Source organism: Treponema sp. OMZ 840 (assembly GCF_050937815.1).
GTDB lineage: Bacteria > Spirochaetota > Spirochaetia > Treponematales > Treponemataceae > Treponema_C.
In genome coordinates this window covers 82,253-100,778 of record NZ_JACDIJ010000007.1, presented here as the reverse complement: position 1 = coordinate 100,778, position 18,526 = coordinate 82,253, and the positions used below count along the sequence as shown (strand labels likewise).

The 18,526-nt window shown below is 39.8% G+C and carries 18 protein-coding genes; 5 read left to right on the top strand and 13 right to left on the bottom strand.

Annotation, left to right across the window (positions count from 1 at the left end):
* Positions 1 to 40 precede the first annotated feature (40 nt).
* Positions 41 to 766 carry a glycogen-binding domain-containing protein gene (locus H0R92_RS09980; RefSeq protein ID WP_432964013.1) on the bottom strand — a complete coding sequence of 242 codons (726 nt, stop codon included), beginning with the start codon at positions 764 to 766 and terminating at the stop codon, positions 41 to 43.
* 187 nt (positions 767 to 953) lie between these two features.
* Between H0R92_RS09980 and flcA the strand changes: the two genes are divergently transcribed.
* Positions 954 to 4,154 (top strand): periplasmic flagellar collar protein FlcA, encoded by a 3,201-nt coding sequence (gene flcA / locus H0R92_RS09975; RefSeq protein ID WP_432964010.1) that lies wholly within the window; start codon positions 954 to 956, stop codon positions 4,152 to 4,154.
* A gap of 7 nt (positions 4,155 to 4,161) precedes the next feature.
* Complete coding sequence (locus H0R92_RS09970) at positions 4,162 to 4,791, top strand: diacylglycerol/polyprenol kinase family protein (RefSeq protein ID WP_432964007.1); 630 nt, start codon at positions 4,162 to 4,164, stop codon at positions 4,789 to 4,791.
* On the opposite strand, the gene H0R92_RS09965 is transcribed toward H0R92_RS09970, so the two are convergent.
* Positions 4,776 to 5,603 carry a hypothetical protein gene (locus H0R92_RS09965; protein WP_432964004.1) on the bottom strand — a complete coding sequence of 276 codons (828 nt, stop codon included), beginning with the start codon at positions 5,601 to 5,603 and terminating at the stop codon, positions 4,776 to 4,778. The two genes, H0R92_RS09970 and H0R92_RS09965, sit on opposite strands and share 16 nt — an antisense overlap.
* Before the next feature lie 91 nt (positions 5,604 to 5,694).
* Here H0R92_RS09965 and H0R92_RS09960 point away from each other — a divergent pair, with 91 nt between their 5' ends.
* Positions 5,695 to 6,399: a DUF2259 domain-containing protein gene (locus H0R92_RS09960; RefSeq protein ID WP_432964001.1), complete on the top strand. Its 705-nt coding sequence runs from the start codon at positions 5,695 to 5,697 to the stop codon at positions 6,397 to 6,399.
* Here H0R92_RS09960 and H0R92_RS09955 read toward each other — a convergent pair.
* Positions 6,391 to 6,858: a hypothetical protein gene (locus H0R92_RS09955; RefSeq protein ID WP_432963998.1), complete on the bottom strand. Its 468-nt coding sequence runs from the start codon at positions 6,856 to 6,858 to the stop codon at positions 6,391 to 6,393. The genes H0R92_RS09960 and H0R92_RS09955 overlap by 9 nt on opposite strands.
* Before the next feature lie 183 nt (positions 6,859 to 7,041).
* On the opposite strand from H0R92_RS09955, the gene H0R92_RS09950 reads away from it, so the two are divergent.
* Entirely contained in the window at positions 7,042 to 8,145 is a 1,104-nt protein-coding gene (locus tag H0R92_RS09950; protein WP_432963995.1) for a hypothetical protein, read from the top strand.
* 66 nt (positions 8,146 to 8,211) lie between these two features.
* Here H0R92_RS09950 and H0R92_RS09945 read toward each other — a convergent pair whose 3' ends face one another.
* The 10 genes from H0R92_RS09945 to H0R92_RS09900 form a co-directional block, all read right to left on the bottom strand.
* On the bottom strand, positions 8,212 to 9,390 hold the full coding sequence (locus tag H0R92_RS09945; RefSeq protein WP_432963992.1) for an MFS transporter: 1,179 nt from the start codon (positions 9,388 to 9,390) through the stop codon (positions 8,212 to 8,214).
* Positions 9,391 to 9,453: 63 nt separating this feature from the next.
* A complete protein-coding gene (locus tag H0R92_RS09940; protein WP_432963989.1) occupies positions 9,454 to 9,972 on the bottom strand; it encodes a ClbS/DfsB family four-helix bundle protein in 519 nt (172 codons plus the stop codon).
* A 100-nt stretch (positions 9,973 to 10,072) separates the two neighbouring features.
* Complete coding sequence (locus H0R92_RS09935) at positions 10,073 to 10,981, bottom strand: helix-turn-helix transcriptional regulator (protein WP_432963986.1); 909 nt, start codon at positions 10,979 to 10,981, stop codon at positions 10,073 to 10,075.
* Positions 10,982 to 10,998: 17 nt separating this feature from the next.
* Positions 10,999 to 13,008 carry a hypothetical protein gene (locus H0R92_RS09930; RefSeq protein ID WP_432963983.1) on the bottom strand — a complete coding sequence of 670 codons (2,010 nt, stop codon included), beginning with the start codon at positions 13,006 to 13,008 and terminating at the stop codon, positions 10,999 to 11,001.
* A 70-nt stretch (positions 13,009 to 13,078) separates the two neighbouring features.
* Positions 13,079 to 13,945: an SPL family radical SAM protein gene (locus H0R92_RS09925; protein ID WP_432963981.1), complete on the bottom strand. Its 867-nt coding sequence runs from the start codon at positions 13,943 to 13,945 to the stop codon at positions 13,079 to 13,081.
* Positions 13,946 to 14,075: 130 nt separating this feature from the next.
* Entirely contained in the window at positions 14,076 to 15,158 is a 1,083-nt protein-coding gene (locus H0R92_RS09920) for a hypothetical protein (protein ID WP_432963978.1), read from the bottom strand.
* Positions 15,159 to 15,189: 31 nt separating this feature from the next.
* Entirely contained in the window at positions 15,190 to 15,594 is a 405-nt protein-coding gene (locus H0R92_RS09915; protein WP_432963975.1) for a hypothetical protein, read from the bottom strand.
* Positions 15,595 to 15,694: 100 nt separating this feature from the next.
* Positions 15,695 to 15,910 (bottom strand): hypothetical protein, encoded by a 216-nt coding sequence (locus tag H0R92_RS09910; protein ID WP_432963972.1) that lies wholly within the window; start codon positions 15,908 to 15,910, stop codon positions 15,695 to 15,697.
* A 96-nt stretch (positions 15,911 to 16,006) separates the two neighbouring features.
* Positions 16,007 to 16,474, bottom strand: a complete 468-nt coding sequence (locus H0R92_RS09905; RefSeq protein WP_432963969.1) for a hypothetical protein — start codon at positions 16,472 to 16,474, stop codon at positions 16,007 to 16,009.
* Positions 16,475 to 16,576: 102 nt separating this feature from the next.
* Positions 16,577 to 17,923 carry an ATP-binding protein gene (locus tag H0R92_RS09900; protein WP_432963966.1) on the bottom strand — a complete coding sequence of 449 codons (1,347 nt, stop codon included), beginning with the start codon at positions 17,921 to 17,923 and terminating at the stop codon, positions 16,577 to 16,579.
* 299 nt (positions 17,924 to 18,222) lie between these two features.
* On the opposite strand from H0R92_RS09900, the gene H0R92_RS09895 reads away from it, so the two are divergent.
* Positions 18,223 to 18,513 carry an acylphosphatase gene (locus H0R92_RS09895; protein WP_432963963.1) on the top strand — a complete coding sequence of 97 codons (291 nt, stop codon included), beginning with the start codon at positions 18,223 to 18,225 and terminating at the stop codon, positions 18,511 to 18,513.
* Positions 18,514 to 18,526 lie beyond the last annotated feature (13 nt).

Below are 18,526 nucleotides of genomic sequence, written 5' to 3'. Positions count from 1 at the left end.
GGACGCTCTTTTTTTGCGTTTTTATCGCAGGCGGAAACTTTTACTGTACGCGGAGAACCGAAGCGATGCGGCCGTCGGCGGTATATACTTTGCGGGGATTGGTTTCATCGGGGAAGGCGCTCATACCCTTATAAAAAGCGTAATAGTACTCGCCCTTCGGTAAAGGAAGTTCAAGCTGGTAAAAACCCGGACTTATTTCCTGTAATTCATAAATAAAAGAATCCCAGTTTGTAAAGGTGCCGCCCACGCGGATTTTTTGTCCGCTTTCACCTTCGTAAACAAAACGCACCTTTGTCGGCGAAAATGCTGCACTGCGCTTTTGTATCGGTTTATCTATTACAACTTTCGATACGTTTACATTGACGGTTTCGGCGAATTCACCGTTCGGGTTTAAAGGATCGGTTGTCCATAATCCGTCTATAACCAAACGGTATTTTATAATACGTATATCATGCGGAATTTTTAATACGTAAAAAAGAATATTTCCCTTATGTTCGGTTTGCGAGTTTGGTTTTACCAAACGTTTAAACGAATGGATATAGCGGTAATTTTCAAAATCGAAGGCGATCCCCGTGTGACGGGCGGAACCTTCGGCAGTAAATAAAATATAATCGTCTATAACAAGGGGAGCTTGCGGCATTTTTATATGGGCTATAATAGTATCTTGTACGGATTGATTTCCGCCGAATATATCGTTTTCAACGGCATATGCAGAGGATAAAAAAACAAAACAAAGATACAAGATAAATATATAAATGCGTTTCATGTAACTTTTATGAATATCGGCAGTTGATTCATAAAGGTTTATTATTTTACGATTAAATAAAGTAAAAATAAAGCCCGTAAAAGAAAAAGCCGATGATTATAAAAGTAAGATACGGGTGGGAAAATCGTTGATGTATCCGTCCGACTACTTGTTATTATTAAGTGTTGTGGGGTAAAATTAAAGAGCTATGCCCGGAATAGATCAACTGAAGCAATTTGACAGTGATATAACCCCTATAGGAAACGAGCCTGATATACGAAGAAAAAACGGCAGTACTATGCCCGAAGTGGCCATACCCGGTAATATTTCGGCCGCCGACGATTCTTATGATTTTGAATTCGGTTTGCCCGGGCAGGATGAACCGTCTGTAAATGCGACGGCTCCCGAAGTTGACGGCCAAACGGAAGAATCTTTTGAAGACTCCGCCGAAAGCAAAACACTGCCCGATGAACCGCTTATTCCTTCTATGGAAGACCTCGATCCCGATATTGCCGCGTTTTTAGCCGGTACGGCTTCGAGTCCTGCTCCTTTGGGAAAAACAAGCGATATCGCCGATATCGCCGATATCGCCGATATCGACGATATCGGCGAACAAAAACCGGACGAACCTCTTTTTCCTTCCGACGGTTCGCCGGCCTCTTTTGACGAAAGCGAACCCCTTACGGAAAAACGGGAGGACGTATCCTCCGATTTTTCGGATTCTCCTTTTAACGGTTTTGAAACCGGCGGCTTTGAAACGGAAACCGAAGCCCCGCAAACGGACGGTTCTTTAGACGGCCTTTTGGAAGCAATGCAGCAAAAAGATACCGTCGTTCGGGAAACGATGCAAAAAACCGATGCCGAAAAAGAAGATGCCGAGCATCCGGCCGACAGTTTTGCCGCTTTGACGCAAGACTTTGATTTGGATGCGCTTGATGATTTTGATAAAAAACCGGATGTATCGCCGGAAAGTAACGAAACCGATTCGGATTTTTCATCCGGTTTTTCGGACAGTCATGATGATTTTTCACATTCGGAAGAAGAGTTTAATCTAAATGCCGACTTATCCGACGAATTAAACGAAGGGTTTTCTCATGATCCCGATATGCCCGATATTGATCTTTCCGAAGCCGTAAAAGATTTTGATTTGGGTGCGGATTTTGATTTTTCTGAAGAAACGGAGGAAACGGAAGAATCGGACGACAGTATTCCTGCCGAGGAAACCGATCTTCCGGAACCCGTTCCCGAAGATGAAGGATTGTCTTTTAGTGCCGACGATACGAATTTTGATAATTTTGAAATACCCGGTTTTTCCGATACGGTAACGGCTCCGTCCGCAGGAAAAATCTATACCATAGTAAAAAAGAAAAGCGGTGAAGGTGAAGAAGATTTTGACAGAACGTATTTGAGTGATACCGAATATAAAACGTTTCGAAAAAATTTATATTCATATCCTTTAAATGTGCGTATTGCCGTTGAGCAGCTGGTTGTAAAAAACGAATTTACAGATGCGGCTGTCATGGAAGTTTTATTTAAAGTTATAAAAAAAGTATCTGCACGCCATTTGGCTTCTCATTTGGGAAAAATGCTTGATGTTTCCATCAGCGTACCTTTAAATTACGAAAGACGGACGGCGGAACAATATGAACTGTATAAAACGTCTTTGGAATACCAATTAAAAAACCGTATTATTCCCGGTGCCATAATTGCGCTTATTTTAGGCGGAATCTTCTATATATTCTCTTATTTCGGTTATACGTTTGTTTACCGGCCGTTAAAGGCGGAATCTTTATATAAAAGCGGTTACAATCTCATTGAGCAGGGCTTGTATTCTCAGTCGGAGTCCAATTTTAACGAAGCTTTGACTTATAAGGTCAAAAAGAAATGGTTTTTTAAATATGCGCGCGCTTATCGGGAAAAGCGTCAATATCAGCGTGCCGCGGTTATGTACGAACAGCTTATTAAACGTTTTAAATTCGACAAACAGGGCGGGCTTGAGTACGCTCATATGGAATTTGAAGATTTGGCGAATTACGAACGCGCTGCACAGATAGTCCGCCGCTTTATATTGGATTACCATATAAACGATAAAGACGCGATGATTCTTTTAGGCGATATTTATCTTGAATGGGCGGGGTCCCTTACATCCGAAGCTGAAAAAGCGGATAAATTCGAACAAGCCCGCCTTCAATATTCAACTTTGATGAGTCTTTACGGCAGCGACGACCTCTATTTATCCCGTATGCTCCGTTATTTTATCCGCACGGATAATTTGCGTCAAGTTTTGCCGCTTAAAGGATATTTTACGTCAACAAAAAAGATTTTACTGCAAAGCGAAGATTTGATAGAATTGGGCGGATATCTTTTGGAAAAACAATACGGTTATTTGCCTCCGTCCGACGAATATTTGCGCGGCTATATAGATAATGTAAAAAAAATACTTGAACAGGGAATAAAAGCCGACCCGTCGATTCCCGAAGGCCATTATAATTTAAGCAGATATTTTGTCCGCACCGGGAATTCGGAGCAGGCAAAGCTTGCTTTATCCAATGCTTTGTCTATGTTCGATGCAGCGCCGAAACAAAGTCATGCACGGACTTTAAAACACATCGATACCTTCCGGCTTTTAGGCGAACAATATGTTGCATCGCAAGAGTATTTGCTTGCGGAAAAACAATATGCCGAAGGTATAAGACTTTTTGAGCAAAAAAGAGAATATACGGGATTAACGAGCAACAAAGACGTCGGAAAACTCTACAGCGATATGGGCGACATCGATTACTTTATTTCCGGTGATATTCAAAATGCGTTCCGCAATTATAAATTGGCTATAGAAAACAATTACGATACGCCGTCTATACGATACCGTATCGGTTTTGTCCAATATACCGACGGTAATTATTCCGAAGCTTTGGGGTCGTTTATAAAAACAGCCTCCGAAGAAGCTTCAAACCGTAATTTACTTTTAGCTTTGGGCAATGTGCTTTCCATACGCAGGGATGAATCGGCGGCACGAGGGTATTATGAACGGCTTATACATATTTTGGATGCCGACCGCCGGCGTTTCGGAGTCGTTTTTCCGCAAGTACGTGAAGACCAGTATGCGCTTGTCGATTTATATTTAAAAGCTTCAAATAATTTAGGAGTAACCCTCGCGCGCCTTGCCGAACAAACGGGCAACAGTGCTTTACAAGCTCAAGCGATTGTGCAGTTTTCGGAATCCGTGCGTGCTTGGGATGCTTTAACGAGAAATCAAAAAACCATGGTTAGACTGGAAGGCAGCAATTTAGCCGCGCAAAATATAAAATATTTAACATATCCGCAGCGCATCTTTGAACCTTCAATTTATGCTTCCATTCCTTCGGTTTTATACGGCGAGGTCGGTCTAAAGCAGTATTCTTTGGAGTAATAAAAGTATGTCCAAATTTCACGATGGCCGGGAATCCGGTGTGCTTGTGCGAAGATACACGAACGATAAAATAAAGGAACTATTCAGAAAATCTATCCATCTTTGTTCCGCCCTTGTTCCGCCGCTGTTGGCCCGCGCGCGTATTCCCGTTTTATGCGCTTTGTGTGCGGTTTTGTTTTTTTATTGCGTTGCCGAGTTTTTACGGATGCGGGGATTTTCCGTTTTTCTCGTATCAAAAATAACCGAAGCGGCCGCGCGTAAACGCGATGAAAATCGATTCGTTTTAGGTCCCGTTTGTTTGGCACTCGGCATATTGATAACCGAAATTCTTTTTGATGCGAAAGCCGCCGCTGTCGGTATTTATGCGCTTGCCTTCGGCGACGGATTGGCAAGTCTTGCCGGAAAGATGTTCGGCATAACGGTTATTCCGCATACGGCGGGAAAAACCGTTATAGGAAGTCTTACGTGTTTTACCGCAATTTTTTTATCGTCGTGGGCGGTAAGCGGAAGTACTTTTGCAGCCCTTATTATTGCCGTGTGCGGTATGGCCATAGAATTGATTCCGCTTAAAGATTTTGACAATTTAATTATACCGATTGTATCGGCATTTATCGCACAGTTTTATTTCCACATATAATACTTATGCATATTTTTTAAAAAATGTACGGTTCCGGCAAAAAGCAGGGGGATTCCGACCGCAAGTATGACAAAGGTATTACAATGTAAAAGCGCTATATACCCGCCGCAGATAAGAAGAAAATCGACAGAGGCTCTTTTGTAATCAAGAGATTCTTTACTTTTGGGAGAAAAAAAGAGAATTAAAAAAGTGCACAGTATAAAAACGATGCGTATAATGCCGAATAAGTTTTTAAATCCGTAATTTATATGCATATAATTTTCAAAAACAGTTGTATTTAAAGGTATTGTTGTCGAAAAAATAAGTGCAATGATGATGATGATACCCAAATATTTATCGGAATCTCTGTTTTCTCCTCCGGCGGCAAGAACGCCTTGGGTAATAATTGAAAGCAATATTTCCATTTGCCCGAAAAAAGCCGCTTGTCCCAAAAATCTCAAAAAACCGGAGTATCCGGCCGTTATACCGAACAGAGGAATACACAATTTAAAAGATTCGGTTAATACTCCTATGAGAGCCGAACAAAAAAACAGCACTTCAAGACTTTGTGTTTTTTCAAAGTTAAAATAAACCGAAAAACTTACTGCCGGTACAAAAAAAGAAAAAATCAATAACGAAAAAAATGCCGCCGTATAATTCGGTGTAATAAGCAGTCGAAAAAACGATTGCCCCTGAGGAAGCGTAAATAATAAAGATATATGTTGAGGTTTTTTTATTATCAGCCATATTAAAACTGCGGTAAAAACGGCTGCACAAAGGCTGCTGGCAATTGAAAAAAATAAAAGCAGTTTATTTCGCGTATTCAGTGTCATAGGCTTAGCATATCGGGATAACAAATTTATGTAAAGCCGTTTATTTAAAAAACCGATATATAATATATATATTCTTGTTTGAGGGGATACTATGGCAAAACGGATAATAACAGCAGCTATACTTTTATGTTTGTGTGCGGTGCTTGTAGCCGGAGATGCTGCGGCTTTTGTCGATTTAGGCTTTTCAAAAGACGGCCGTACCTATATGTTTGCCCAACACGGAAGCATCGATAAAACGTGGCGGGGTTTTGCCGAAATCTACACTGTAGATATTGCGAAAAACGACTATATAGATGCAGGTTGTTTTAAAATATCCGCTTCGGCGCAAACAGAGTCTGTAAACGGAGCGGTGCTTTACGAACGGTTGTTTGAAAAAAATGCCGCTTATATAAAAACACAGTCGCCTGTTCCGGCGGATTTAACACATACGCTTTATATAAAAGAGCAGACAAAAACATCCGCCGAAGAAATCGTATTTACCGATTTTGAAGGTTCGACAAAGGAAAATCCGGTATCCTTCCATATAAAACTCATTCCGTGGTACGGCGGGAAAACGGCCTCGTCCAAATCGTCGTTTTTTATCAGTGTTGAACGCCGCGACAAAACGGGCAAAATTTTATCGAAACAAGTTGCCGGTACTCCCGATATAAAGCGTACCGGAGTTACCGATTATACGATAGAAAAAATCGTTCGTTCGCCCGACAATAAAAGTCTTATCTTTGTGGTAGAAAAGAAAACCGCGACCGCCGCCGGTATGTCCGTGCGCTATATGGTAGAAGCGCTGATTTTAAAGTGATGCACAGTGCCGCTCGGTCCCGATTTTTCTAAATAATTGAAACACTGCCGCGTTGTCTTCGGTTAAAGTTCTTATGTAGATTTTATCGTCGCAAAAATCGATTTCGTTCCATATGGCTTCCGTATACATATATTCTGCAGCGAGGCGGTATTCGGCCAAGCGCTTTTTTTCAGCTTCCGCGCTTTTGCACATAATGCATTCTTGCGGAACGGGAGCTTGCAAAAAAAAATAGCGGCCGGCAAGCAGTCCCGTACCGCTTTCCTGCGACTTGGCATTTGAAAGCGCATATCCTTCAAAACGGGGCTTGGTTAAAAAACGCGAACGGCGCGGGCTTAGATCATTGTTTTGTACGGCACAAGTATAACTATACAAAAAATCGGTTTTATCGAGCGGTAAACCGCTTTCCGTTGCATAACAGAGGTTTTTGTATAAGGTTAAGATTTTTACGGTGTATTTCATACTGCAACCTTAGCATCGATTTATACGGTAAACATGAGAAATATGGGCAAGATGTTTTCTGTTTGTTTCATTTGACTTCGATTATAGCGTAAAAAGCATTTTTTTTCAAATTTTTATCTTTTTTTACAAAAAAAGTGTGAAAAAAATACAATCCGCCCCTCTAATATAGCAGGAGGAACGCATATGAAAAATGTAAAGTATGTAAAGCTTTGTGCCTGTATAGTGCTTACTGCCTTGTCGCTTATATCCGCAGCGGCATCATGTAAACTTGAAAGCGGCGGATTTACTTTGTTGACGGGAGATTACAGCGCTCCCGTTTTGACGGATTTTACACTGACCGGAGAAAATGATGCGCTTATGAGATTTTCCAAACCCGTCGTTTTTTCCGCAGTTCAATGTACGCGTATCGGGCAAACGAATACGACCTTTTCGGTAAACACGGAAAGCGGCGAAGGCGGGACTTCTTATATTTTACATTTTATTGAGGCGGTTCCCGTAGGTTACGACTATCTTTTGGAAGGCAGGGTACAGGATGCCGGAGGAAGCTCTTTATGTTTTAGTTTGGATTTTTACGGCTATAACAGCCGCGTTCCCGCGACAATTTTTTCCGAAGTCGGCCCGGTTCACGCTGCGGCTCAGGATCCCAAAAAAGCAAAAGCGGAATTTGCGGAGCTGTACATTTTGGAAGACGGAAATATCGGCGGAATGATTATACAAAGCGCATATGACGGTGTTTTAACCGATTTTGTTTTACCTGCGGCCGAAGTTAAGGCGGGGTCTTATGTAAGTGTCCATATGCGATTGTTCGGAGAAAAGGCGGTAAGCGAAACGGGCGATAATTTTGCGCTTTCCACAACCGCTTATTCCTGTAACGTTTCCCGCGACATATGGGACAAAAAAGCGGACAGTGCAAAAACACGTTTGGGAGCGGACGATGTGCTTTTACTGCGGACACGCAGCGGAGGCGCGCTTGCAGACGCCCTTTTATACAGCCGTTCCGGTAAAACCGTCTGGACAAAACCCCTTATGAGCGAATATGCCGCCGATGCCTTTGAAAGCGGTATTTGGATAGAAGGAACGGAGCCGGAAAATGCGGTATGTTCCGACGGTATTACCGCAGTACGGACTTTAAGCCGCTTGAACGTAGCTGAACTTGCAGCTGCCTTTACATCAGGCGAAAAAGCGCCCTTTGCCGTAAGCGCTTCGGATTGGAAGGTTTTAAGCGGTAAAAACGGCGAAAAAGCCAGCCCCGGAAAGCCTAATGTTTTTGCGGGTAAAGTGCCGTAAGGTAAGCAATCTGCGGTACAATGCACGGGATTCACATAATTTGAACTTAAAATAAGCGGCACTATTTCAAACGCTTGTTTTAAATTTTCCGTTTGTCCGCTCAAAAAAAACGCTTAAAGCCAATACCGCTAAAAGAACGGGAACGCATAAAAAACTTTTTTCAAGACCGGCGGCATCTCCGATAATTCCCATAATAAACGGAACAAGGCCGAATCCTGCAATCCCTGCACATGCCGATAAAATAAAGGCTGCTGTGGAATCCAAATAGGACATCTTTGTTATACTGTAAGATTGTATGGACGGCCAAAAACAGGCAATGCTTATACCGGCTAAAAATAAAAGCGGGAAAAAGAATTTTTCACTGTGTATAAAGGGAATAATCGAAGCGATAATAACGCCGAATACCGCCGATAAGAAAATTGCTTTTCGCAGTTTATGCTGAGGTACAAATATACCGCTTGCAACGCGCATACCGAGCATACCGGCGGCAAAACAAGCGGTGCCGATTCCTCCCATCCGCGGCAGGGCGGCAAAATGGATCTGAATATAACTTGCGCTCCAAAAGGTAAAGGCGCCTTCGGCTCCTCCGGCCAAAAGCATCATAAAACAAAACACCCAAAAACGTTTTGAGCGCAGACAGTCAACATAGCGGCGAATAACCTTATCGGGGCTTAGTGTTCGGGTATGCACTTCGTATTTTCGAAGAGTCGCCAAAAAAATGGCGGCGGCAAGCGAAAAAAGCGATAAAAAACCCATAATAAGCCGCCACGATATGCTGCGTGTCAACAATTCACCCGAAATAAGGACGGTAGACAAGACGCCGACCGACCAAAACGCATTTGTTATGTTCAAGTATCTGCCCGAATCGTTCGGATGAGCGTCCTGTATAAGCGGGTTTGCCAATCCTTCCAAAATACCCGCCGAAGCGCCGAGAATAAGACTTGCGCCGAGGACGGCTATATAAGAAGGCGCAAAAGCATAGGCCGCATAACTGAAACTTAATGCAAACAAACCGCCGGAAAGCGAGCGCACCTTTCCGATTTTTGCGGCGATAAAACCGCCGAAAAACATGGATATAAAAAGTAAAAAGCTCCTTATTCCTTCAATGCCGCCGCTTGCCGATAGACTAAAGTTCAATTCTTTTGCCATGGATAAAAGGCATACGGGCGTTACGGTTGCACTGGTTGAATACACAAGACCGACCGTAATCACGGCATAGTCAAGAGGAGTAAATTGCAGTTTCATAATTTACTCAGCATAACGGAAGCATAAGAAAAAAACAAGAGAAGGTTTGTGTTTTGTGCTGTCCTACACAGCGTTTTTCCGATATGAGTTCAATGCTTTTTTTATTCCCTTAATTGCCCAATCATAGTGGCTCGATGTTGCGGATACACAGTAACTTCCGAGGGTGGTCGTTCCCGTCCATGTGAAAATTCCTTTTGAAAAAAGTTCTTCGTTCGAAAATGTTTCGATACGTTTTATAACTTCTTTGTGCGTCTTTTTCAGCATTTTTTCCGCGTCGGCATAGGGCGTGCTTTGGTGTTTTTTCCAAAACTCAATGTTCATTTCAGGATAGGTTTTCCAATTATAAGGGGCGGGCAAAAAGGCTGCCGCTTTCCCTTGTGTGTTTGACTGTATCCAATTCAACAAAAGGCAGTGCCATTCATAAAGATGAATCAGTACATCGCGTACATTTTTATCGCGTTCGTTCGGCTCAATGTCCGCTTTACGTTCGGCTTCGCTCATGCCGGCAAGCAGGTTCCGCAGTTTTTCAAACTGAGCGTTTGCGGCTTCAATTAAATCGTTTTTTGTTGCAGGTCTGGACATAGTTTACTCCTTTTTTTCGGCATTCGCGTCGGAATACCTTTTGTCGGTATCATTATAACACGGAAACCTGTCAGGGAGTGTCAGGTTTGAGAGGAAAAAATTAACCCTCTCTATGCTTTTTCATAATCTTTTCCGCAAGGCGGGCGATTTCTTTTTTTAAGCTTTCCGGTTTAAGGATTTCCACTTCAGTGCCGAGCGACAGGATAAAACCGTAAAGCCACGAATCAAGGGGGAGAGCCGCCTTTAGGGTATATGATCCGTCGGCATTTTTTGTGATAAGTTCCGGCGGGAATTCATCGTAAAGCCTGTAGGCGGTTTTAGCGGTACATTGTAATGTGATGGCGGTAAGGGACGGAACTGCGGTATCCGCTTTATTGTCGCTGATTTTGTCGAGTAATTCCGCACGGTTAAATGTCGTTAAAGTGTGCGTAGCGGAAAGTATCCGGGTTAATCTGAAAAGCCTGTAATCCTTTTTTTCGGTGCAATAACACTCGGCATACCACGCCCTCGATTTATACAAAAGACGCAAGGGGTAGACGGTGCGCTCGGTTTTTTCCCCGTATGAGCTTAGATATTCCAGTTTGACAGCTTTGCATTCCGAAATTGCCTGCTTTAATGTTTCAAACAGGCGGCGGTCGTTTTCGGTTCCCCATCGTGAATAATCAACCTTAACCCAATCGGCTTTTTTTTGAAAAAGCGCCGACAACCGGTTTAAAACGGATTCGGTTTGTATTTCATCAATCGGCGAAAGACATTGCAGGGCAAGCAGAATTTTTTCCTGTTCTTCTTTTGTCAGTAACGATTTGTTGACGGTGTAATTTTCATCGATAAAAATACCGCCGAGCGTTCCCTGCATTGTGTACACGGGGATTCCGGCTCTGCTTAAAATGTCTATGTCGCGGTAGACGGTTCGTACCGATACACCGAACTTTTTTCCAAGTTCCTGTGCGGTTATCCGCTTCCGGTTGAGGAGAATAAATACGATTTCAAAAAGCCGTTCTGAACGCATAGTTAAAGTCCCTCTATTTATGCTGCATCCCAAAACAGATAGTATTTCTCTCTGTCTACACTTAATCGTAAACTTAAAATACATATCTCATCGCCGAATACTTTTGCAAAATCTATTTTTTCAACCAAGTGTTTTTGTATTTGGAAAAGCAAATCCAGGTTTGTAAAATACTTTCCGTTTTCCGCTTTTATTGTAAATTCCGGCTCTTCCTCATCTTCCTCATAATTTGAAACACATATTTTCACCTCAGGTTTTTTAATCACAATCCTTGATAAATATGTATCCGCTTCTTCTTTGCTTATATTTTCTGCATTCTCTTTATAAAATTTTTCTTTTAGCTCTTTTTGTGTATACATATGTTTACCGTCTATTGTTATATCCATTCCGGAAAGAAGATTTACAGACATTTCTTTATCTTCATTATCATAGATAACATAATTTTCAATTTCTTTCATTTCTAAAAGATTGTTCGCGCATTTTATAAAGCTTTCTTTTGTTTCGACAGTATCTTCAATAATTCCAAGATAGAAGTAATCTCCTGCTTCAAATGAATACAGCAGCTTTTTATTTTGTCTGATTAAAGGCGCATAAAGTATAGCTCTGTCCACGGGATTCACAGCTTCAAATTCTAAAAAATAAAGAGCATCCAATGTAACATCACAATCTGATGCATTTTTTATCAAATCGGGCATATCGTATCTTGATAAAAGTTCACTCAAAATATCATAAATATCCCTGTCTTCATCGGAACAAACCACCGATAAATAGTAATTTTGAAAAAGTGCATAGTCCAATACTCGGTTTCCTATAATGTTCATCATCATAGTATCTATATTTTCTACTCCGATAATATGATAAAAGATTTTTGCATTCTCTCTTACTTTTCTTTCAATTGAAATATCTTCAGCATAGCGGTCTAGTAAATCCTCACTAAGGGCTGTAATTTCATAACTGAAATTCGAATTTGGTTCAAAAATATCATTTTGTTTTCCAAGCAAGGGCTCTTGCTTTTCTTTTTTTAGCAAGAGGGCTGTTTGCTGAAAAACATCTTTTTTTATCAAAAAATACAGATAGTATTCTTTAGCTGCAAGAACATCGGAAAGATGGCTTATAAATTCCATATGGTCATGATACTCTTTTTTAGGGCGGATTTTTATACCGGTTTTTTCTTCCGCCCACTTAATAATACCTGCATAGGAAGAGCTCAAGGGCGAACTCTCATTGTTTCTAATCAAAAGCTCTAATAAAAATTCCTTAAAGGAGAGGTTTTCATACACAAAGTTATTTTCATCTTCTTTCGATATACTTAAAGAAAAATATTTATTGACACAGGATATAAATGCCTCTTTTGTTGTCGAAGTGCAAAAATCCTCCGCTATCTTTTCTGCAAAGGTCAAATAGCCGAGTTTTTTCATCTTTAATAAAATATTCATTTTGGTATACATAAATAATATAGAAAACGAAGCTTTTAGTTCTTTCATTTCTATTTCGGTTAGGCTTATGCTTTTTGTATTTTTTATAATACGCTCTTTATTTTCCGAATTTGTAACGGACACCTTGTTTTGTCTTAATTCAAGTTTGTCTTTTGTTTTACAAATAAAGTAATTATCTTCTTTTTTGCTATGATAAAAAATTAACTGATACGGTACTCTATAAAGGATTTCATCCTTTTTTTTTGTTTCACCCTTATATATCCAGCCTGCATAATTTTCTCCGAAAACAATACCTGCCGTATCAAAACTCGATATGGAAACGCCCGACAAAATTCCGCCTGTTTCAAGAGCTTCAAGCATTTTAGGAATGATAAATCTGACAATCTCTTTTTCTTCATATACGCCCATTTCGTGGAGCCTTTTTGTCATAATTATTATTTTTTCAAAAAGCTCTTCCGGAAAGTCATCAGGATTCGCAAGTGTTACATCATTATAATTTTCTTCAGAGTACTCTCCGTCTTGCTCATAATTCAAATAATAAGCTAACGGAATTACCTTTCTTTTTGTTTTATTAAACATATTTAAAAAAAACAAAACACTACCTCTTCTTTCTTTGCGGTTTTTTATGTTTTCTCACGATTCTTACCGATAGTATAACTTTTTATCAAAAAAGTTCCAATTGTTTTTGCTGTGTATTTTCAAGGTTATTTAAGTATTTGAATATTTTGCCGACGTTATGCTCAATGCCGTGGGCTTTGCATGTGCGGCGGAAAACGGACATCAATTCGGTGTTGTGCGGGCTCATAACCGAATAGCTGTCGCCATAGATTTTAATATATGTTTTTTTTAAGCCGGGAAAATGCGCGTCCAGTTTTTTGTAAAAATATTCGCGGTTTCCGGCACGCAAAGTTACTCCCATACCGAAGCAGATAATGCCGCGTACCTTCGCTTCTATGCAGCGGTTTAAAATGCCTTCGATGTTTTCTTTTGTGTCGGTTATAAAAGGTAAAATCGGGGTCAGCCATACCACAGTCGGAATGCCTGCCTCATGTAAGGTTTTCAGTGCGGTAAAGCGCTCTCTTGTCGGGGCGACATTCGGTTCGATGATTTTACACAAGGCATCATCGCAGGCGGTAAGTGTCATTTGAACAACGCATTTTGCTTTTTGATTGACGGCCTGCAAAAGGTTAAGGTCACGCAAAACTGACGGCGATTTGGTAATCAGGGTAAAACCGAAGCCGTAGCGCTGTACAATTTCAAGAGCCTTTCGCGTCATGCCGAGCCTTTGTTCAAGCGGTATATAGGGGTCGCTCATTGAGCCCGTACCGATCATGCATTTGGCTCGCTTTCGGCGAAGCGTATCTTCCAATAATTCAAGTGCGTTTTCTTTTACTTCGACATCTTCAAAAGCGTGCTTCATTCCGTAACATTCGCTTCTTGAATCGCAGTAAATACATCCGTGGGTACAACCGCGGTATATGTTCATACCGTTTTTTGCCGACAAAATTCCTTTTGCTTTTACAAAGTGCATATCTTCAGTATAGCACAAAAACCTGTCAGGGTGTGTCAGGTTTGAAAAAATAAATATCAAAGGAAGACTGTCCGGCAGGAGGTCCGGCTGATAGTTGCTTAAACCGTATATTGAAAATATTGTTAGGCGGTTATTGTTTTTCACAATTCATCTTATAGAATTCATATGATTTGATATATGACTCGATCATCCAATCATATCCGTTCACGGTTCTATGTTTTAATAGCCTTTTATAAAAATCGTCAAATCGTTTGCTTTCGAAATATAATAGTGCAAGCTCGAAATTGGCAGAAACCGCATTCGGATTAAATCCGCAGATAAATTCCAAAGCGTCAATTTCTTTTTCAAGAAGATATTCTCTATATGTTTCTTCGGAATAATTTATTTTTAGATAATCAATAACAATATACAAACATAATTTATTACTAATAGTATGTAACATTTCCGAACTTTGCGATAAAAAATCTTCACATAACATTTTTTTTCTGCTTAGAAAAACAGTTGTCTTATTAAACATAGTTTCATTAGTGCTTAGTTGATTTATTTTGACTTTTTTTTCAATTAATTCATCAGGTTCAAAAATCAGTTTAATATAGTCTCCCGGTTTTAGGTTTTTTAGAATCGCCGAAAGAAATTTTTTAGATAAGCTGTCGAACACAAACGAAAAAATACATGAAATTATCGCAGTTCCAAAATAGAAAAAACTGAATTTATCGATTTCTTTTCTAATCTCAAATTGAAATAAAATAAAAAAGGCGATTCCTATAATAATGAATATATTTTTTAGACCGGAAAATAATTTTTGCCCCTTAGTTATTATAAAATATTTTAGTGGAGAAGAAAACTCTGCTCTTCCCAATACTTCCTTTACAAATTCGCTTTGTTCCTTTTGTATGAATGTAGTATTATCTTCTAAAATTTCGGGAAGAGAACCGATTGTTTTAATGATTTGTTCCTTTAGAATGTTATAATCTATATTTTTATTCGGCAGAACTTTTTGTGTTACCCAATAATATATTATTTCAAATTTATAATTATCAAATTCTTTGTCATTTGTATCTGTCAAATTTTCACTTGCATTTTTATCAGAAGAATCATTGTCATTTTTATTTTGCATTATATATACATTAGAATCTTTTTTGTTTTTTTTATAAAAATACAAAGAAATAAAAAGAGCGGTTATTATTATAATTGTAAAATAGATGAAATTCATTTTATTCCAATATCGGCATATCACTATTATATTATCTAATATTTTCGATTTTCAATTTTTTTATTCTCAGCTCTTCACCGAATTCCATATAATCGAATTCATCAAAATAATCTTTGTGAACAGGATACACATCTTTTAATTCTCCTGCCGCATATGATGAACAAATTAATATATTCCCGTCTATTATTTCTAAAATAAAATCAATATAATTCAAAGATGTATAATAGCCGTTTTTTCCGGAAAAAATTATATCATTATGACAATGCCACTCGCTGTTTACAAATGCAATTAACGAATCTTTTTCATTCTCCGCATTTTGAAAACGGATTGTAACATCCTGATCCAAGCTGATTTCAAAAAATATATTGCCTTCTCTTTTTATAGTTACATTATAATTCTTAGAATAGTCTTCAAGAAAGTCAAAATCATATTTCATATAGCTACCGTCTCATTAATCAATTTTATCTCTCTTGGCTGAACTGCAGTTTTTCCGCGAAGATAGTCTATAAGAACACATGTATCGCAAAGATAAATCATTAAAAACGTTCCCAAGCCTTAGTTCTTATTCCTTCAACGGAAATATCTCTGTCTTTCCATAATCCAAAGGCGGCATTAAAGTCAGAGGCTTCTCTTTTATGAGTTTTTACAGGTGTGTGTAAAGTCTTCACTATTTTATCAAGCAATCTTATTCTTTCGGCGTAAGAAAGCATATCAACTTGTTCTGAAAGTTGTTTAAAGGCTTGTTCAGACATGTCATACCCCCATTTCTTACAGTATACAACATTTTATAAAAAAAATCATTTTTTTTACCCGAATACTGTCCTTATCTTTCACTATCCCCCGCCGAATTACAAATCTTTGCAGTATTCATATATACTGTTTAAACTGCCGTCGATTTTTTGTTTTATCAATTCAAACGGATAAACCGTTCTGCCTTTTTTGTGCATAAGCGGAATATTGTCTTTGAATTTCCAGCGGTAATGTTTGGCATGGCGCAAAACCGTACCGGTAAAAGAGCCTGCACGAAGGATGAGTTCCGTATCGCTCAATAAGCTTTCGGCAGGGTAGAGGCTCTTTTTCTTTTCAAGATATAAATCAACCGCTTTTAAACCGTCGATTGAACCGATCCCCGTTTCGTAAGTTCTCCCCAGTTCGCCAAGCATTTCACCGGCCGTGTAGTCAATCAGTGCTCTTCCCCGTAATGTTCCTTTGCGCCGTTGTTTATCGTATCGGCGTCCCATAAAAAGCATCAGCACTGCCGTTACCGAAATTATGAGCGAAGTTATAATCACCATATCGAATAAAAACGATAGCATATTTTTATCTCCTTTCAAACCGGTTCAAGCTGTGCCTCGGCCGTCTTTTTTAATTTGAGAAAAATCTCCTCATCTTTTAAATCATCAACAGGATAAAACATTTTAATTCTCCTCTTTTTCGGATAAAAATCTTTTTAGCATAAAGATCAAAAAATACGGAATCGTATAAAAGCTTCCGTTAAAACCGATATTTTTGGCGCAGAGTTTTATACCGTAACGTATATCGGCATATTTTTTCTGTCGTATTAAATTGTTTAGAGACGCCGTTGCCCCGTCCCGTGCTTTAACTTCTACGGGAATAAGGGACGTTTTATCGCGGACAAAAAAATCCATCTCAATAGTCGATTTTTCATTTTTATAAAAAAACAAATTATAGCCTGCACACACAAGCATTTGCGCTGCGATGTTTTCGAATACCGCTCCCTTATAGATATTGAAATTTTTATTTTTCCGCAAATCTTCTTGAGCCTCATCATCCAAAGATGCGATTAACAGTCCGGTATCGTGATAATACATTTTATATTTTGCATAATCGCAATTACCTTTGAGCGGCAGCTCGGGCAGGTTCAAACAATAACAGATATTCACAATACCGGCATCCTTGAGCCAATCGGCAATTCCGATGTAGTCGCGGCTGCGTGCATGGGGGGCAACCTTTGATATGTGAAACTTTTTATTTTCCTGTCCTAAAAAAACGGGAATGCTGCGATATACGTTCAAAATCTTAGCCTTATCCAAACCCGCTGCATATTTTGTAATATCTTCTTCATAACCGCGTAAAAGCATTCTTTGAAGTTTTAGGCAGCCCGAATAATTTTTTTGTTTTATAAAAGTTTTTACAACTGCAGGCATACCGCCCGTTACAAGATAGTCTTTAAAACATTCCGATAACACGTTGAACTGCACGTCGGGGATCGCTCGGACATTTTTCAAATATCCGTATATATCTTCAATTTGATTTTTCCTATATCCCTTTGCCCACAGGAATTCTTCAAAATCCATAGCATACATTTGGTATTCTTCTTTATAGCCGACACTGTTCGATTCTATTGCCTGATAACTGAGCCCCATCAGCGAACCCGAGCAAATCACGTCATAACGCCCGTCTTCTTTGAACGATTTAAGGCTTGTCGCACAGTTTGGCAGGGCCTGCAGTTCATCAAAAAAAATCAGCGTTTTTCCCGGTTCAAAAATGAAGCCCGGATTGATAAAGGATATATTTTTTATGATAGTATCAACGGCAAAGCCCTGATCAAAAATACTGCGGAATTCGGTTTGCAGAGCGAAATTGATTTCAACAAAGTGCTTATAATTTTTATGTGCAAATATTCGGATGGATGCGGTTTTGCCGACCTGCCGGGCACCCTTTACAATCAGCGGTAATTTTTTTGTCCTGTTTTTCCATTCTTTGAGAAATCTGTCGATTTTTCTCTTTAAGATTCTTTTCATCTTTTCCCTTCCGCTTTATTATATCACCGAATTCCTGCTCTTTCAAGCTTATTTTTCACAAAATTCCGGCATTTAAACGCTTGTTTTTCACAAAATTCCTCTATTTTTTATCCTTTTTTTCACAAAATTCCGAATAGCATAGTTTTATTTCGGGCGGCTGAACCGGGCTTTTCGTGGTTCCGCTATCGCTCCATTCCTTCGGAACGGCAGCGTTTCAAAAGTCGCGTATTTTTTCGCTGCCGCCCCTTCAATCCCTGCCGCATTATGGAACAATCGGCGTAAAACCGATATACTGGAGCATGGAAAAAACTATGAGCGGAAAAAAAGCTTTACGTATACGGATCCGAGGGCGAGTGCAGGGAGTGGGATTCAGATATTGGACGCTGCTTCTTGCCCGGAGGCTGAATATAAAAGGTGAGGTGCGCAATCTGAGCGATTATTCGGTTCAAGTGTGCGCCGAAGCTGATGAGCGCATTTTGGAACACTTTGTTACGCAGCTGCGCGAAGGTCCGCCTCATGCCCGCGTCGATGAACTTATTGCCCGCCCTATAGCCGTTTCAGGATATACGGATTTTACAATAGAAGGGTAGGGGCAAAACGTAA